This is a genomic window from Enterobacter sp. B79-1 (genome assembly GCF_057444735.1).
In genome coordinates, this window is record NZ_JBYAZJ010000006.1 from 160,539 (window position 1) to 174,701 (window position 14,163).

Sequence of the window (14,163 nt, forward strand, 5' to 3'; positions counted from 1 at the left end):
ATCATACTTTCGGCTGGAATCGCTACACTGAATGTAACGATATATTTCATGGGAAGCATGTGACGTTAACTGGAGGTTTCGATGAAAGCTGCGCACCTGGTTTGCCTGCTCGTTTGCCTGTTGTTCGCCGCGTTTGTTCACGCACAGGAGAAGGACGATCCGGCGAAAGATGCCCAGATAAAACAGCAGGTTCTGAAAGATGTGAAGAAAACCTGCACGCCACAGAAAAAGCAGAGCGATAAGGCCTGGCAGGCAATGATTTTGTCGTCGGAGGCCAACCAGCTGCTGATCAAAAACGCCATCACCGCCGTGAAGCGCGACAATCTGGACGCCTACTGGGATGCCGTCAGTCAGGTGGATTGTATGGAAGACTATTGAGGGCGGGAAAGCCGGGTGGCGGCTGCGCCTTACCCGGCCTACAAAACATTTTTAACGCTTCCGCATATCCGGAATAATTAAATCCCCGCGCAGCACGTACGACCCCAGCATCTGCGTTTTCTCCGTCAGCCAGCTCACAATCCGCGCCGCCATGGCATCCATGGAATATTCAATCGCCGGGATCACCGGAATACCCGGCAGATGCAGCGATCCGCCCAGGCTGAAGACCATGATGTCGTCCGGCACCGATTTATTAAACGCCTGCAGCTGCGGGATCACCCGCTGGGCTTCCTGCTCGTCGGCCACCAGCAGCGCGTTGAAATTCAGGGTGCTGGCGTTGTTCAGCAGCTCCTGCAGCGCAACGGATGAGGAGGTGGCGTCCATAAAGACCAGGTTGCGATTAAAGGGCAGGAAATTTTTCTCCAGCGCATGCTTGTAGCCGAGCAGCACCTGGTCGGCAAAACCGCTGCCGTGCGGGTGGATCAGCGCAATCTGGCGACGCCCCTGGCTGGTGAGGTAGTTACAGGCGGTTTCGGCGGCAAACGCGTGATCGAACTGGATGCTGTTGGCGTTATCAGACTCCATACAGTCGACCAGAATGACGTTTTCCATATCCACGTCCAGCGGAAAACGGGCACCAATCACCAGGATATCATCACAGAGCCCGCAGGAGAGTTCTTCAAGGGCGTGCATCACTTCCGCTTTGCTATGCGCGAAGCGCAGCAGCAGATGTTTTTGATGCTGGCTGAGCTGTTTTTCCAGCGCGTACAGATAACCGGTGGTCTGGTTAATGTTTTCCTGCGCGCAAATCACGCCAATACAGCCCGTCGACTGGCTTAGCAGTGATTGTGCAATCACGTTAGGACGATAGTTCAGCTCATCCACCGCTTTCAGAACGGCCTGACGGCTGGCTTCCTTCACGCCGCGTGACCCGCTCAACACCCGTGATACCGTGGCTTTGGACACCCCGGCCAGACGTGATACATCGTTGATTGTAGACATCTCTCTCCCCTGGCAGGCCAACTTCACGCCTGCAAATTCCATTACCGCTACGGCTCACATTATAGCCAGAACGGAGTATATCCGTTTCCGTTTTTCATGGAAACCGATTTTCCGTTTCCACTCAAAATGACGTCATAACAGCCAAATTCCGTGATGCAGATCGTGGTAATAAGCCCCATAAGCACAGCTTCTTGATGGTTGTCACACTTCTGTCTTTTATAAATGGAAACCGGTTTCCGTATGATGTCCAATCATCTCCGCAATAACTTTTTACATTTAGAGGATGGTTGTCGATGTTCAAGATTATGCTGTGCTGCTCTGCCGGGATGTCCACCAGCCTGTTGGTCAGCAAAATGGTCGATGTCGCGAAAGAACGTGGTTTGCCGGTGAAGATTGATGCGTACGGTGTTTCCGAATTTGATACGCAGTTTCCGCAATACCAGGTTGTCCTTCTCGGACCGCAAGTGAAATACATGTTAAAGACACTCTCAGACAAGGCGGCGACGCAAGGCATTCCGGTACAGCCCATCGACATGATGGACTACGGCATGCAGCGTGGCGATAAAGTACTGGACTATGCTCTGTCGCTCATCGAAGCGGCACACTAAAAGGTGTTCACATGAGTTCGTTATATCAATCCATGGTCGCGGTGATTGAGCAGTCAATTACCCCGCTGGCCGCAAAGCTGGGTCAGCAAAAGTATGTGATTGCAATCCGCGACGGATTTACCGCCGCGCTGCCGTTTATGATCATCGGCTCGTTTATGCTGGTGTTTATCTTCCCGCCGTTTTCGGCGGATACCACCAACAGCTTTGCCCGCGGCTGGCTGGATTTCTCCCAGACCTACCGCGAGCAGCTGATGCTGCCGTTTAACCTCAGCATGGGCGTCATGACCTTCTTCATCTCGGTGGGGATTGGGGCAAGCCTGGGGCGTCAGTTCAACCTCGACCCGGTGATGTCCGGCCTGCTGGCCTTTATGGCCTTCCTGCTGGTCGCCGCACCCTATGCCGACGGCAAAATCTCGACCCAGTATCTCTCCGGCCAGGGCATCTTCACCGCGCTAATCACCGCCATCTACTCCACCCGCGTGTATGCGTGGCTAAAGGAAAACAAAGTCACCATTCGCCTGCCGAAGGAAGTGCCGACCGGCGTGGCGCGTTCGTTTGAGATCCTGATCCCGGTGATGGTGGTGATCGGCACGCTGCACCCGCTGAACCTGTTCATTGAAGCGCAGACCGGGATGATCATTCCGCAGGCGATCATGCACCTGCTGGAACCGCTGGTGTCCGCCTCTGACTCCCTGCCCGCCATTCTGCTCTCCGTGCTGCTGTGCCAGATCTTTTGGTTTGCGGGTATCCACGGCTCGCTGATTGTCACCGGCATCATGAACCCGTTCTGGATGGCTAACCTCTCGGCAAACCAGGCGGCGCTGGCGGCTGGCGCGGCGCTGCCGCACGTTTACCTGCAGGGCTTCTGGGATCACTACCTGCTGATTGGCGGCGTAGGCTCCACCCTGCCGCTGGCGTTCCTGCTGCTGCGTAGCCGCGTTACCCACCTGCGCACCATCGGCAAAATGGGCGTGGTGCCAAGCTTCTTTAACATCAACGAACCGATTCTGTTTGGCGCACCGATCATCATGAACCCGATGCTGTTTATCCCGTTCGTGTTTGTTCCGCTGGTCAACGCCTGCCTGGCGTACGGCGCAACCAAACTCGGCTGGCTGGCTCAGGTGGTTTCGTTAACCCCGTGGACCACCCCTGCACCGATTGGTGCGTCATGGGCGGCGAACTGGGCGCTCAGCCCGGTGGTGATGTGCCTGGTCTGTATGGTGATGTCCGCGCTGATGTACCTGCCGTTCCTGCGCGCCTATGAGCGTACGCTCATCAAAAACGAAGAGCAGAAAGCTCAGGCGACCGTCGGTAACGCTGAAGCCGCCAGCAATTAAGTCAAAGAGGAAGAGTCATGAAATACGCATTTCCCGATAACTTCTGGTGGGGCAGCGCAAGCTCCGCTCTCCAGACCGAAGGGGCAAGAGAGGGCGAAACCACATGGGATTACTGGTTTGCCCGCGAGCCGAACCGTTTTCACAACGGCGTGGGGCCGCAGCAGACCTCCACGTTTTATCAGCACTGGAAAACGGACATTCAACTGTTAAAGCAGCTGAACCACAACAGCTTTCGCACCTCGATTAGCTGGGCGCGCCTGATCCCCGACGGTATCGGTGAAGTGAACCCGGAAGCGGTCGATTTTTACAATCAGGTCATTGATGAGCTGAATGAACAGGGCATCACGCCGTTTATCACCCTGTTCCACTTCGACATGCCGATGGCGATGCAGGAAATCGGCGGCTGGGAAAACCGCGACGTGGTGGACGCTTACGCCCGCTATGCGCAGATCTGCTTCGAGCTGTTCGGCGACCGCGTGCTGCACTGGTTTACCTTCAACGAGCCGATCGTGCCGGTAGAAGGCGGTTACCTGTACGACTTCCACTATCCGAACGTGGTGGATTTTCGTCGGGCGGCCACCGTGGCGTATCACACCGTGCTGGCCCATGCGAAGGCGGTGCAGGCTTACCGCGCCGGGCATTACGCGGGGGAGATTGGCATCGTGCTGAACCTGACGCCGTCATACCCGCGTTCGCAGAATCCGGCAGACGTGAAGGCGGCGCACATCGCAGACCTGATGTTTAACCGCAGCTTCCTTGACCCGGTTCTGCGCGGTGAATACCCGGCAGACCTGGTGGCGCTGCTGAAATCCTACGATCAATTACCCGCCTGTAAACCGGAAGACGGTTTCCTTATTGCAGAAGGGAAAATCGACCTGCTCGGCGTGAACTACTATCAGCCGCGTCGCGTGAAGTGTCGCGACAGCGCGGTGAACCCGCAGGCGCCGTTTATGCCGGAGTGGTTCTTTGATAGCTACGAGATGCCGGGCCGCAAGATGAACCCGTACCGCGGCTGGGAAATCTACGAGCCGGGTATTTACGATATTCTGGTTAACCTGCGCGACAATTACGGCAACCCACGCTGCTTTATTTCTGAAAACGGCATGGGCGTCGAAAATGAGCAGCGCTTTATTGAAAATGGCCAGATTAACGATCAATACCGCATCGAGTTTATTTCCGAACATTTAGCCTGGCTGCATAAGGGTATTAGCGAAGGGTGCAATTGTCTTGGTTACCATATGTGGACGTTTATTGATAACTGGTCGTGGTGTAACGCGTATAAAAATCGCTACGGATTTATCCAGCTCGATTTAGAAACGCAGGAACGCACCATCAAGAAAAGCGGAGAGTGGTTTGCCGCCACCGCCTTAAATAATAGCTTTGATAAAGAGTAATGATGATGATCGCACTAGAAGAAGCCGTAATGGAAATTATCGTCAACGCCGGGCAGTCCCGCAGCCTGTGCTTTGAAGCACTGCACGCGGCGCGTCAGGGCAACATTGACGAGGCCAAAAGCCTGCTGCGCGAAGCCGACGGCTACGCGCGCCAGGCGCACAAGATGCAGACCAAACTGATCGAGCAGGATGCGGGCGAAGGACGCCAGCCGATGACGTTAATCATGGTGCACGCGCAGGATCATTTAATGAATTCCTTATTAGCGCGTGAATTATCCGAAGAAATTATTCATTTATATCAGAGATAGCCTATGGCGAAATAAATTACTGTAATACCTCTGTACCTTAAATATAATTCCACTTGTTCTGATGATAGCGACATACTCTGTCAGATCGGAGCGGGATGGTTATTGTCTGAATAAAATTAAACTATATTGAGATAACCATGAATACGATTAAAAAACTTCCATTAACCATGGCGGTTATCGCCGCGCTTTGCCCAATTTCCGTGCTCGCACAGGAATTCACACAGGAGCAAATCGACGCCATTGTGGCAAAAGCGGTGGATAAAGCCCTGGCCGAACGTCAGGCCAAAATGGATGCGGCGGTCGCGAAAAAAGCGGACGTGGTAACCGAGCCGCAAAGCGCGGCGCAGTCCCCGGATATGGCGATTCCGTTCGGCATTAAATTTACCGGCTACGCCCGCTACGGCGCGCACTTCCAGGCCGCCGATCAGAAATACGTGGCGGTGGACGGCTCCTACAACGGCGCGTCCGCCATTGGTCGTCTGGGCAACGAAGGCAACGGCGGGGAATTCCAGCTTTCCAAGGCCTTCAAGGGTGAAAACGGCGCCATCTGGGACATCAACGTGATGATCGACCACTGGGGCGACGAAGTTAACCTGAAAAAAGCCTACGCGGGCGTGACCAACATTATGGCCTCCAACCCGAACGCCTATTTCTGGGCCGGTCGTGACTTCCACCAGCGTCCGCAGCAGGGCATCAACGATTACTTCTGGATGAACCACGACGGCCAGGGCGCCGGGGTGAAGAACTTCGACATCGGCGGCGTGCAGTTCGACGTGGCCGCCGTGGCGGCGGTGGAATCCTGTAGCCCGGAAGTGATGGAAGACGAAGCGAACCCGTCGCGCATCACCTGTACCGGCGGTTCCGGCACGGGCGACAAAGGCAACTACGCCGCGACCTCAAAAATCCACGGCATGAAGCTCGGCCCGATCGACATGGAGCTGTACGCCAACTACGGCTTTGACTCCAAGGCGGTGGAGAGCGACGAGCGTCTGAACGCCTGGCAGGGCGGCGTGGTGCTGAGCCACACCAACGACAGCGGCGTGAACAAGGTGATCGCCCGCTACTCCGATAACGCGGACAACAGCGTGTTCAACAAAACCGAGGATCTGACCACGGTTTACGCCAGCTTTGAAGGGCTGTACAAATTCACCCAGGCGACGGAGGTGGAGTACATCCTCGCCTTCCACGACTACGACAACAGCCGCGATAAGACCGACAACCGCAAGAACTACAACGCCATCGTGCGCCCAATGCACTGGTGGAACGACGTTCACTCCACCTGGCTGGAAGCGGGCTGGCAGCACGTTGATTACGACAACGGCGGCGATAACAAGGGCTGGAAGCTGACCCTGTCGCAGAACATGTCTATCGCCATGGGGCCGGAGTTCCGCCCGATGCTGCGCTTCTACGTGACCGGCGGCAAAGTGGATAACGAGCGCACCGCACGCGTGAACAACACCAAAGACGAAACTCTCGACGACTTCAACGTCGGCGCGATGTGGGAGGCGTGGTTCTAGTACAGCGACGTTTGTTTCGCCCGGCGGCGCTGCGCTTGCACGGGCCTACAAAACCTTGTAGGCCGGGTAAGCACAGCACCACCCGGCGAGATCCCATGTTATGCTAGAAAAAAATCAACATAGCAGGGGAGAAAATGGGTTCCACACGTAAAGGGATGCTGAACGTCCTGATTGCCGCCGTTTTATGGGGCAGCTCAGGGGTTTGCGCGCAGTACATCATGGAGAAAAGCCACATTTCTTCGCCTTACCTGACCATGGTTCGCCTGCTCTTTACCGGCGTGATCCTGCTGACGCTCTCTTTCGTTCACGGCGACAAGATTTTCTCGGTCATTAAGCATCGCAAAGACGCCCTCAGCCTGCTGATTTTCTCACTCGTCGGCGCGCTTACCGTGCAGCTCACCTTTCTGCTGACGATTGAAAAATCCAACGCCGCGACCGCTACCGTGCTGCAGTTCCTGTCCCCGACCATCATCGTGGCGTGGTTCGCCCTGGCGCGGAAAAAGCGTCCCGGCGTGTTTGTGCTGTCGGCCATCATGACGTCCCTTGTCGGCACCTTCCTGCTGGTCACCCACGGCGACCCAACCTCGCTCTCCATCTCGCCTGCCGCACTGTTCTTCGGCATCGCCTCGGCGTTTGCCGCCGCGTTTTATACCACGTACCCGTCGACGCTGATCGCCCGCTACGGCACGCTGCCGATTGTCGGCTGGAGCATGTTGATTGCCGGGTTAATGCTGACGCCGTTCTACGCCGGGCGCGGGACCACGTTCGTGATTGACGGCAGCCTGCTGCTGGCGTTTTTCTACCTGGTGGTGATCGGTACCGCGCTGACGTTCAGCCTGTACCTGAAAGGCGCACAGATGATCGGCGGGCCGAAGGCGAGCATTCTGAGCTGCGCCGAACCCTTGAGCAGCGCGTTGCTGTCGGTGATTTTGCTGGGCGTGGCGTTCACCCTGCCGGACTGGCTGGGGACGCTGCTGATTGTGTCGTCGGTGGTGCTGATTTCGATGGATTCGAGAAGACGGGTTCAGACATCGGCGTGATCTACGAATAATAGTGATAGCGGCACATTAAAATAGTGAGAGCGCTATCCGACACCCCGTAAACCAGACGATCGGTATCATTGATTCGGCGGGACCAGTACCCGGAAAGATTACCTTTAAGCGGTTCCGGCTTACCCAGGCCATCGAAGGGTTGACGCTTCGCATCTTCAATCAATTTATTGATTCTGCGAAGCGTTCTCTTATCCTGCTCCTGCCACCACAGGTAATCATCCCAGCCGTTATTAGTCCAAATCAGTAGCCTGGTCATCTATCAGATCCCTCTGGATGGTTTTTCCGGTGTTTGCCTGTGCGATTGACTCCATCAGTCGACTGGCGTTAGCAGGCGAACTCATCAGATGGATGGTTTCCATCATTGAGTTGTAGTGCTGAAGAGACATCACCACCGCATCACCCCCGTTGCGGCGGCTGATGATGGTTGTCTCCACGTTGTCATTCACGTCGTCTAACACATCTTTGAGTCGGCTTCGTGCTTCGGTAAAAGTCACAACCTGCATACTTCCTCCTGTACAAGTTACGGTACAAGTATATCGATGAAGTGACTACTAATCAATCAACGTGCCTTAACCTTCCCCGCCACCAGCAGCGCCGTCAGCAGCATCAGGGTTCCGGAAATCACCAGCGGTGACGTCAGCCCCAGATGGTCGAGCGCTACGCCGCCAATGGCCGCGCCGCAGGTGTTCGCCAGCTGGATCACCGCCACCTGAATCGACCCGGCCTTTTCCGCCTGATCGGCAAGCGTGCGGGTGATCCACGTCGACCAGCCCACCGGCACCAGCGCAAAGGCAAAGCCCCAGATAATCGCAATCGCAGACGCCACCCACTTATCGCTGCCCCACAGCACCAGCACCGCCGCGCTCCCCGCCAGCACCAGCGGCGCGCCCGCCAGCGCGACCTTCAGGGAGCGTTTCAGAAACTGCGACGACAGCGAGGTGCCGACAAAACTGGCGATACCGAAGCTCAGCAGCACCAGCGTCAGGCCGTCCACGTCAAAGCCCGCCATGGTCATAAACACCGGGCGGATGTAGGTGAAGAAGGCAAACTGCCCGGCAAAGGCCATAAAGATAGCAGTCATCCCCGCCATCACGCCGGGGCGCTTCAGCAGCGCGAACATGTTCTGCTTATGATGCGCCGCTTCACCCGGCAGGGACGGCAGCGCTTTCCACACCCAAATGATACAGAGCAGGCCCATCACCGCCGCGGCGTTAAAGACGTTACGCCAGCCGATAATCCCGCCGAGGAAGCTGCCGAGCGGCGCAGCAATCACTAGTGCGATGGAGACCGCACCGAAGATAACGGAAAGCGCTTTTGGCACCGTGCGCGCGGGCACCAGTCGCATGGTCAGCGAAGCGGACATCGCCCAGAAGCCGCCGAGCCCCAGACCAAGACAGGCGCGCCCCAGCAGCAGCAGGGTGAAGCTTTCAGCAAAAGAGACCAGCAGGCAGGAGAGCGTCAGCAGCACGCTGAACAGGATGACCACCTTGCGGCGGTCGATAGTGCCAATCACTTGGGTGATAAACAGGCTGGCGAACATCGCCACGAAGGCGGTGACGGTAACGGACTGCCCCGCCACGCCTTCGGAAATGCCCAGATCCTGCGCCATCGGCGTCAGCAGGCTCACCGGCAGAAACTCAACGGTAATCAGGCAGGCGACGCAGAACGCCACGGAGAAAACCGCCGACCAGTTGGGGCGAGAAACCTCTTTAGTCTGCGGTCTGGTCGTGGGCTGGATATGTTCTGTCATGGCGTCACCTGAAGATAAAAACGTGCGGAAAAGTCGCGCAGTTTATCATCAAAAGTGTGACGGATTTAACGATTTGACAACTTTTCTTTCATCGCAGCATTCGCCAGCCCGACGATCCACTCCTGGTGCCCGTTAATCATCGGGTTCGGCACGGTGCGCGCTAATTCCTTTGCTGGAGCGCCTTTCTGCGACTCCTGGGTCAAAATGCGCACGCGGTTGCCGGGCAGGTCTTCAAACAGCCAGGCGTGGATAACATCGAGACGCGAATTTGCATCCCCTTCCACCCAGCCGTGCCACGCAATACGTGCCGCTTCACCGTCAACGGGAGGCATATACTCCGTCACCTGCGCCTCAACCGGAAAGCCAAAGGTGGTGAAGCGAAAGCGGGCGTTAGCGCTCAGTTCAGGACCGCTGCCGTCGTGGAAACGGATATCCTCGGCGTTGCTGTAGTAGCCCGGCCAAAGGGTGGTGTCGTTAAGCTGCGCCCAAATTTCTTCCGCGCTCAGCCCGGCGACGATGATTTCGTTAGATGCAAAGTTATCGGTGGTGCCTGGCAGGTAGTCGTTCGGCCAGATAATGGCGGATTGTTTCATGGTTTACCTCATCGTTTTAGTGGATGAGGTGATGGTGCGCCCGTGAGTGGTATAAATCTAATGACGATGCTTTATACTCTTCATCACGGTTCGTGATATCAGTGCAGGTAAAACACGCCCTCTTCCGGCAAGAAGAGCTGGTTATAACGCAGTTGAAAGGCGTTAAGCTCCTGCGGGTCCGGCTCTATCTCGCGCATAAAGCCAAGCGCCAGACGAATTTGCGCATCGGTGATCGGCGCGGCCAGACGGGCTTTACGCAGCATGCGGTGCCAGGTATGCAGATTCTCTTCGCTGGCGTCGACGATGCAGACCTGCCAGATCAGCAGCACCTGGGCGGCATTTTGCAGATGCGCCTCGTCGGGGCGTTCAAGATAGCGGATAAACTCATTGCCCGGCGTTTTACCGAACTGGTCAATCATCGACTCGACCGGCATTGGGGTGATCCCCAGCCGCTCGCTTAAACGTTTGATGGCGCGGCGGGAGTCTGAGGTCAGGACACGAAATCCCACCACAAACACCACGGCAAGCGTTGCCAGCATTATCCAGACCATGCGTTCTCCTTAGACTAGCCGCTCATCATAGCGGGAAACGCAGCGCGTCGACAGCGGGCAGCGCCATAATAGTAAACGGAAAAGAGGTGGAAAAACGTCATGAAAGCGGATCTGCGCACGCTGGATCTTAACCTGCTGAAAACGCTGGATACCCTGCTGGACGAACGCAGCGTCACCCGCGCGGCGGCGCGTCTTGCCCTGACTCAGCCCGCCGTAAGCGGCATGCTCAATCGCCTGCGGGATTACTTCGACGATCCGCTCTTCATCCGCGCCCCGCATGGGATGGTGCCAACCACGCGCGCCGAAGCGTTAGCCGCTCCGGTGAAGCGCATTCTCGCTGATATCGACGTGCTGCTGCAGCCCGTGGCTTTTGACCCGATCACCGCAACGCTCACCTTCACCCTCGCCGCGACCGATTACGCCCTGCGCGCGGTGGTGGTGCCGTTTATCGCCGCCCTTAAGGTGCAGGCGCCTGGCATTCGCGTGCGCGTGGTGCCCGTGGAATCGGGTCGCCTGGTCAGCCAGCTTGAACGGGGCAGCGTTGACGTGGCGCTGATCACCCCGCATACCACGCCAGATGAGCTTCACAGCCGGGCACTTTATGATGAACGGTACGTTTGCATGATGCGCGCCGACCACCCGGATGCCGGAAAGCCCATGACGCTAGACCGGTTTTGCGCCCTGGAGCATATGCTGGTCTCTTACGAGGGCGACGGTTTTCGCGGCGTAACGGATGGCGCGCTGGAGAAGACTGGCCGAACGCGGCACGTAGGATTATCGGTGAGTAACTTTTTAGTCCTGCCGGACATGCTGGCCCTCAGCGATATGATTGCCGTTGTGCCATCACGCATAGCGGAAAACCAGGCGGGGATGTTTGTCTGCGAGACGCCAGTTCCCGTGCCTGGCTTTACCAAAAGCATGGCCTGGCACGGCAGAACGCACCGCAATCCCGCGCAGGCGTGGCTGCGCGGGCTGTTGCTGGAGACCAGTCAGCGAGCCTGAAGCCCCTTCAGCAGCGCCTCGTGGAAGCGTGCAGGATCCTGCATCTGCGGCGCGTGGCCCATGTCGCTAAATTCCACCAGCGTCGCGTGTGGAATACGTTTTGCCGTCTCTTTCCCCAATACCGCATAGTTTCCCAGCGTCTTGCGGATTTCCGGCGGGGCGAGGTCTTTCCCGATGGCAGTGTTGTCCTTCGTACCGATCATCAATAATACCGGCATCTTTAACTCACTAAATTCATAGATAACCGGCTGGGTGTAAATCATGTCGTAGAGCAGCGCCGAGTTCCAGGCCACGCGCGTCTTACCCGGCCCGTTGTTAAGCCCGGCGAGCATAGTCACCCAGCGCTCGTATTCCGGCTTCCACTCCCCGGCGTAGTAGGTATTTTTCTCGTACTGTCGAATGCCGTCGGCGCTGACGTTCAGCTCGCGCTGGTACCACTGGTCAACCGTAATGTGCGGCACGCCGCGCGCTTTCCAGTCCTCCAGACCAATCGGATTGACCATCACCAGCTGTTCAACCTGCTGCGGCCACATCAGCGCGTAGCGGGTCGCCAGCATGCCGCCGGTCGAGTGGCCGATGACCGTCACGCGATCGACGCCGAGCGATTTGAGCAGCACGTGGGTGTTATCCGCCAGCTGCTGGAAGGTGTACTGATACCGCTCCGGCTTGGTGGATTTGCAGAAGCCTATCTGGTCAGGGGCTATCACCCGATATCCGCTCGCCGAAAGCGCGCGGATCGTGGCGTCCCACGTGCCGGCGCAGAAGTTTTTGCCGTGCATCAACACCACGGTGCGGCCGTTGGGCTTTTCCGGCTTCACGTCCAGGTAAGCCATATCCAGAGATTGATTTTGCGAGGTAAAGGTAAAGTGTTTTACCGGCCAGCCGTAGTCAAAACCTTCCAGCTTCTCGCCGTAGGTGGGGGCATCCGCGGCCATCGCGGGGGAGGCCAGCGCCATCAGCAGCGCGAGGCAGGACAATCGTCGGGTCAACATGCAAGCTCTCCGTTAGCAAAAGGGGCTAAGGCTGCACGAAAGGCGGCAGCAAAAAACACTGTAGAGCATACGGAGGAGCGGGTGTGTAAAGCGGGGTAAAGGTAAGCGTGAGGGAAATAAAAAAGCCCGGCGGTCAGCCGGGCAAAGAAGTCACCTGCACACTCAGGCTGCTTTCAATTTCTGCTTCTGCGCACGATTCTCGCGGCGAATTTTACGTTCTTCCAGCACCGCGACCATCGCCATCAGGACGATACAGCCGATGGCTGCCGCATCCAGCGCCGCGAAGGTGCCCGCCCAGCCGGTGAGGCCGAAAATTGGCGTGCCGTCGGCAATCATACCTAAGCCGAGCTTGGCGAAGCTGTCGCCGATCAGGTAGGCGAAGGTGCCTTTAATCCCATCGGCGGCGCCGATCGCTTTTTTCGGGACGAAGCCCACTGCCGCCACGCCGATCAGTAATTGCGGACCAAACACCAGGAAGCCGAGCGCGAACAGGGACGCCAGATAAACGTACTGGTTGCTGGCATGCTGGTACACGCCGAGGGTGGCGATTATCAGCGCCAGCGCGACGCAGGCCACCAGCGCGCGACGACCGTTGGCGAGGTCAGAGAGCCAGCCCCACAGCAGCGTGCCGACCAGCGCGCCCACTTCGAACAGGGTGAAGCCCTGAATGGCCACTTCCTTAGAAAGCTTCAGCTCCTGGAAGGCATACACGGTCGACCACTGGTCGATGCCGATGCGCACCACGTAGAGGAAGATGTTTGAGAAGCACAGCAGCCAGATCACTTTGTTTTTCAGCACGTACTCAACAAAGATCTGCCATTTGGACATCTCGTTTTCTTCGGTCTCTTTGTCCTCTTCGCTGATCTCCTCACCGAACAGCTCTTCGGCTTTACCGAGGCCGTAGGATTCCGGGGAGTCGCTGCCGTAGCGCAGGCCGATAAAGCCAACAATCAGGGCGATAATGGACGGGAAGATAAACATGCCGATCACGTGGCCGTCGAACAGGTAGTTCGCGCCGAACAGCGCCACGCCTGCCGCACCTGCCCCGCCGAGGTTGTGGGAGATGTTCCACATGCCGAGGTACGAACCACGCTTGCGGCGCGGGGTCCATTTGGTGATGGTGGAGTAACTGCACGACCCGCCAGTGCTCTGGAAGAAACCGCTCAGGGCATAGAAGGCGATCATCATGAACAGGCTGACGGAACCCGCGCCCATGCTGGCGCTGAAGCCGAGCATACAGATTGCGGAGAGGATCAGCATAAACGGCAGGAACTGCTTGGTGTTTTTGCCGTCCGCGTAGTAGGAAACGACGGTTTTCCCCACGCCGTAGGTGATGGAGAAGCCCAGGCCAATCATCCCCAGCTGCGTCATGCTCAGCCCGTAGGTTGAGATCATGTCGTTCTGTGCGATGTTAAAGTTTTTGCGGATCAGGTACATGGTCAGGTAGCCGATGAAGACCACCAGATAAGACTGCATGAACGGTTTGAACCACATCTTGCGCCGCACGTCGAGCGGCAGATCCAGGGTCGGCTTGCGCACCTGATTTAAGAAGGCCAGCATGACTGAGTTACTCCTGAGCTGATTTTTGCAGCATTGTAAAAATCAGCCGGGAGAGATGCCTGAGACAGCGTCCAGGTAAAACCGGGAAAATTTCCTAGTTTTGCGCCATTCGGGGTGAA

At 57.0% G+C, this 14,163-nt stretch carries 16 protein-coding genes; 8 read left to right on the forward strand and 8 right to left on the reverse strand.

Annotated elements, in window-relative coordinates:
• Window positions 1–81 precede the first annotated feature (81 nt).
• Window positions 82–378 carry a YicS family protein gene (locus AC2T6E_RS17235; protein ID WP_010426504.1) on the forward strand — a complete coding sequence of 99 codons (297 nt, stop codon included), beginning with the start codon at window positions 82–84 and terminating at the stop codon, window positions 376–378.
• A gap of 51 nt (window positions 379–429) precedes the next feature.
• Here AC2T6E_RS17235 and AC2T6E_RS17240 read toward each other — a convergent pair whose 3' ends face one another.
• Window positions 430–1,380 carry a LacI family DNA-binding transcriptional regulator gene (locus AC2T6E_RS17240; protein ID WP_042714383.1) on the reverse strand — a complete coding sequence of 317 codons (951 nt, stop codon included), beginning with the start codon at window positions 1,378–1,380 and terminating at the stop codon, window positions 430–432.
• A gap of 293 nt (window positions 1,381–1,673) precedes the next feature.
• Between AC2T6E_RS17240 and AC2T6E_RS17245 the strand changes: the two genes are divergently transcribed.
• The 6 genes from AC2T6E_RS17245 to AC2T6E_RS17270 all read left to right on the forward strand — a co-directional run bounded on the left by AC2T6E_RS17245 (window position 1,674) and on the right by AC2T6E_RS17270 (window position 7,584).
• Window positions 1,674–1,988, forward strand: coding sequence for a PTS sugar transporter subunit IIB (locus AC2T6E_RS17245; protein ID WP_010426508.1), 315 nt, complete (start codon window positions 1,674–1,676; stop codon window positions 1,986–1,988).
• Between the two features lie 11 nt (window positions 1,989–1,999).
• Window positions 2,000–3,325, forward strand: coding sequence for a PTS sugar transporter subunit IIC (locus tag AC2T6E_RS17250; protein ID WP_120158987.1), 1,326 nt, complete (start codon window positions 2,000–2,002; stop codon window positions 3,323–3,325).
• 17 nt (window positions 3,326–3,342) lie between these two features.
• Window positions 3,343–4,719, forward strand: coding sequence for a glycoside hydrolase family 1 protein (locus AC2T6E_RS17255; RefSeq protein WP_460212857.1), 1,377 nt, complete (start codon window positions 3,343–3,345; stop codon window positions 4,717–4,719).
• Between the two features lie 5 nt (window positions 4,720–4,724).
• On the forward strand, window positions 4,725–5,027 hold the full coding sequence (locus AC2T6E_RS17260) for a PTS lactose/cellobiose transporter subunit IIA (RefSeq protein ID WP_029741865.1): 303 nt from the start codon (window positions 4,725–4,727) through the stop codon (window positions 5,025–5,027).
• A gap of 137 nt (window positions 5,028–5,164) precedes the next feature.
• The gene (locus AC2T6E_RS17265; protein WP_486692618.1) at window positions 5,165–6,544 is read left to right on the forward strand and encodes a carbohydrate porin; all 1,380 of its coding nucleotides are present in this window, start codon (window positions 5,165–5,167) and stop codon (window positions 6,542–6,544) included.
• 134 nt (window positions 6,545–6,678) lie between these two features.
• Window positions 6,679–7,584 carry a DMT family transporter gene (locus AC2T6E_RS17270; RefSeq protein WP_029741863.1) on the forward strand — a complete coding sequence of 302 codons (906 nt, stop codon included), beginning with the start codon at window positions 6,679–6,681 and terminating at the stop codon, window positions 7,582–7,584.
• Window position 7,585: 1 nt separating this feature from the next.
• On the opposite strand, the gene AC2T6E_RS17275 is transcribed toward AC2T6E_RS17270, so the two are convergent.
• From AC2T6E_RS17275 to AC2T6E_RS17295, 5 genes are all read right to left on the reverse strand, one after another.
• Entirely contained in the window at window positions 7,586–7,852 is a 267-nt protein-coding gene (locus AC2T6E_RS17275; RefSeq protein ID WP_174340326.1) for a Txe/YoeB family addiction module toxin, read from the reverse strand.
• On the reverse strand, window positions 7,827–8,099 hold the full coding sequence (locus AC2T6E_RS17280) for a type II toxin-antitoxin system Phd/YefM family antitoxin (protein WP_104949785.1): 273 nt from the start codon (window positions 8,097–8,099) through the stop codon (window positions 7,827–7,829). The genes AC2T6E_RS17275 and AC2T6E_RS17280 overlap by 26 nt, the downstream gene beginning before the upstream one ends.
• 56 nt (window positions 8,100–8,155) lie before the next feature.
• Window positions 8,156–9,346 (reverse strand): purine ribonucleoside efflux pump NepI, encoded by a 1,191-nt coding sequence (nepI, locus tag AC2T6E_RS17285; RefSeq protein WP_447853439.1) that lies wholly within the window; start codon window positions 9,344–9,346, stop codon window positions 8,156–8,158.
• Between the two features lie 65 nt (window positions 9,347–9,411).
• Window positions 9,412–9,939, reverse strand: coding sequence for an SRPBCC domain-containing protein (locus AC2T6E_RS17290; protein ID WP_253179382.1), 528 nt, complete (start codon window positions 9,937–9,939; stop codon window positions 9,412–9,414).
• A 98-nt stretch (window positions 9,940–10,037) separates the two neighbouring features.
• On the reverse strand, window positions 10,038–10,490 hold the full coding sequence (locus tag AC2T6E_RS17295; RefSeq protein ID WP_045343915.1) for a DUF1198 domain-containing protein: 453 nt from the start codon (window positions 10,488–10,490) through the stop codon (window positions 10,038–10,040).
• A 99-nt stretch (window positions 10,491–10,589) separates the two neighbouring features.
• Between AC2T6E_RS17295 and AC2T6E_RS17300 the strand changes: the two genes are divergently transcribed.
• Window positions 10,590–11,492 carry a LysR family transcriptional regulator gene (locus tag AC2T6E_RS17300; RefSeq protein ID WP_120158993.1) on the forward strand — a complete coding sequence of 301 codons (903 nt, stop codon included), beginning with the start codon at window positions 10,590–10,592 and terminating at the stop codon, window positions 11,490–11,492.
• On the opposite strand, the gene AC2T6E_RS17305 is transcribed toward AC2T6E_RS17300, so the two are convergent.
• Both AC2T6E_RS17305 and uhpT read right to left on the reverse strand, forming a co-directional pair.
• A complete protein-coding gene (locus AC2T6E_RS17305) occupies window positions 11,480–12,484 on the reverse strand; it encodes an alpha/beta fold hydrolase (protein ID WP_486692623.1) in 1,005 nt (334 codons plus the stop codon). The genes AC2T6E_RS17300 and AC2T6E_RS17305 overlap by 13 nt on opposite strands.
• A gap of 162 nt (window positions 12,485–12,646) precedes the next feature.
• A complete protein-coding gene (gene uhpT, locus AC2T6E_RS17310) occupies window positions 12,647–14,044 on the reverse strand; it encodes a hexose-6-phosphate:phosphate antiporter UhpT (RefSeq protein WP_069303449.1) in 1,398 nt (465 codons plus the stop codon).
• Between the last annotated feature and the right edge of the window lie 119 nt (window positions 14,045–14,163).

Excerpts from the sequence above, each read along its gene's own strand:
- AC2T6E_RS17255 (WP_460212857.1), top strand. The coding sequence starts at position 3,343 with ATGAAATACGCATTTCCCGATAACTTCTGGTGGGGCAGCGCAAGCTCC.
- AC2T6E_RS17290 (WP_253179382.1), bottom strand. The coding sequence starts at position 9,939 with ATGAAACAATCCGCCATTATCTGGCCGAACGACTACCTGCCAGGCACC.
- AC2T6E_RS17250 (WP_120158987.1), top strand. The coding sequence starts at position 2,000 with ATGAGTTCGTTATATCAATCCATGGTCGCGGTGATTGAGCAGTCAATT.
- AC2T6E_RS17265 (WP_486692618.1), top strand. The coding sequence starts at position 5,165 with ATGAATACGATTAAAAAACTTCCATTAACCATGGCGGTTATCGCCGCG.
- AC2T6E_RS17235 (WP_010426504.1), top strand. The coding sequence starts at position 82 with ATGAAAGCTGCGCACCTGGTTTGCCTGCTCGTTTGCCTGTTGTTCGCC.
- AC2T6E_RS17305 (WP_486692623.1), bottom strand. The coding sequence starts at position 12,484 with ATGTTGACCCGACGATTGTCCTGCCTCGCGCTGCTGATGGCGCTGGCC.
- AC2T6E_RS17295 (WP_045343915.1), bottom strand. The coding sequence starts at position 10,490 with ATGGTCTGGATAATGCTGGCAACGCTTGCCGTGGTGTTTGTGGTGGGA.
- AC2T6E_RS17260 (WP_029741865.1), top strand. The coding sequence starts at position 4,725 with ATGATCGCACTAGAAGAAGCCGTAATGGAAATTATCGTCAACGCCGGG.
- AC2T6E_RS17270 (WP_029741863.1), top strand. The coding sequence starts at position 6,679 with ATGGGTTCCACACGTAAAGGGATGCTGAACGTCCTGATTGCCGCCGTT.
- AC2T6E_RS17280 (WP_104949785.1), bottom strand. The coding sequence starts at position 8,099 with ATGCAGGTTGTGACTTTTACCGAAGCACGAAGCCGACTCAAAGATGTG.
- AC2T6E_RS17245 (WP_010426508.1), top strand. The coding sequence starts at position 1,674 with ATGTTCAAGATTATGCTGTGCTGCTCTGCCGGGATGTCCACCAGCCTG.
- AC2T6E_RS17300 (WP_120158993.1), top strand. The coding sequence starts at position 10,590 with ATGAAAGCGGATCTGCGCACGCTGGATCTTAACCTGCTGAAAACGCTG.
- uhpT (WP_069303449.1), bottom strand. The coding sequence starts at position 14,044 with ATGCTGGCCTTCTTAAATCAGGTGCGCAAGCCGACCCTGGATCTGCCG.
- AC2T6E_RS17240 (WP_042714383.1), bottom strand. The coding sequence starts at position 1,380 with ATGTCTACAATCAACGATGTATCACGTCTGGCCGGGGTGTCCAAAGCC.
- nepI (WP_447853439.1), bottom strand. The coding sequence starts at position 9,346 with ATGACAGAACATATCCAGCCCACGACCAGACCGCAGACTAAAGAGGTT.
- AC2T6E_RS17275 (WP_174340326.1), bottom strand. The coding sequence starts at position 7,852 with ATGACCAGGCTACTGATTTGGACTAATAACGGCTGGGATGATTACCTG.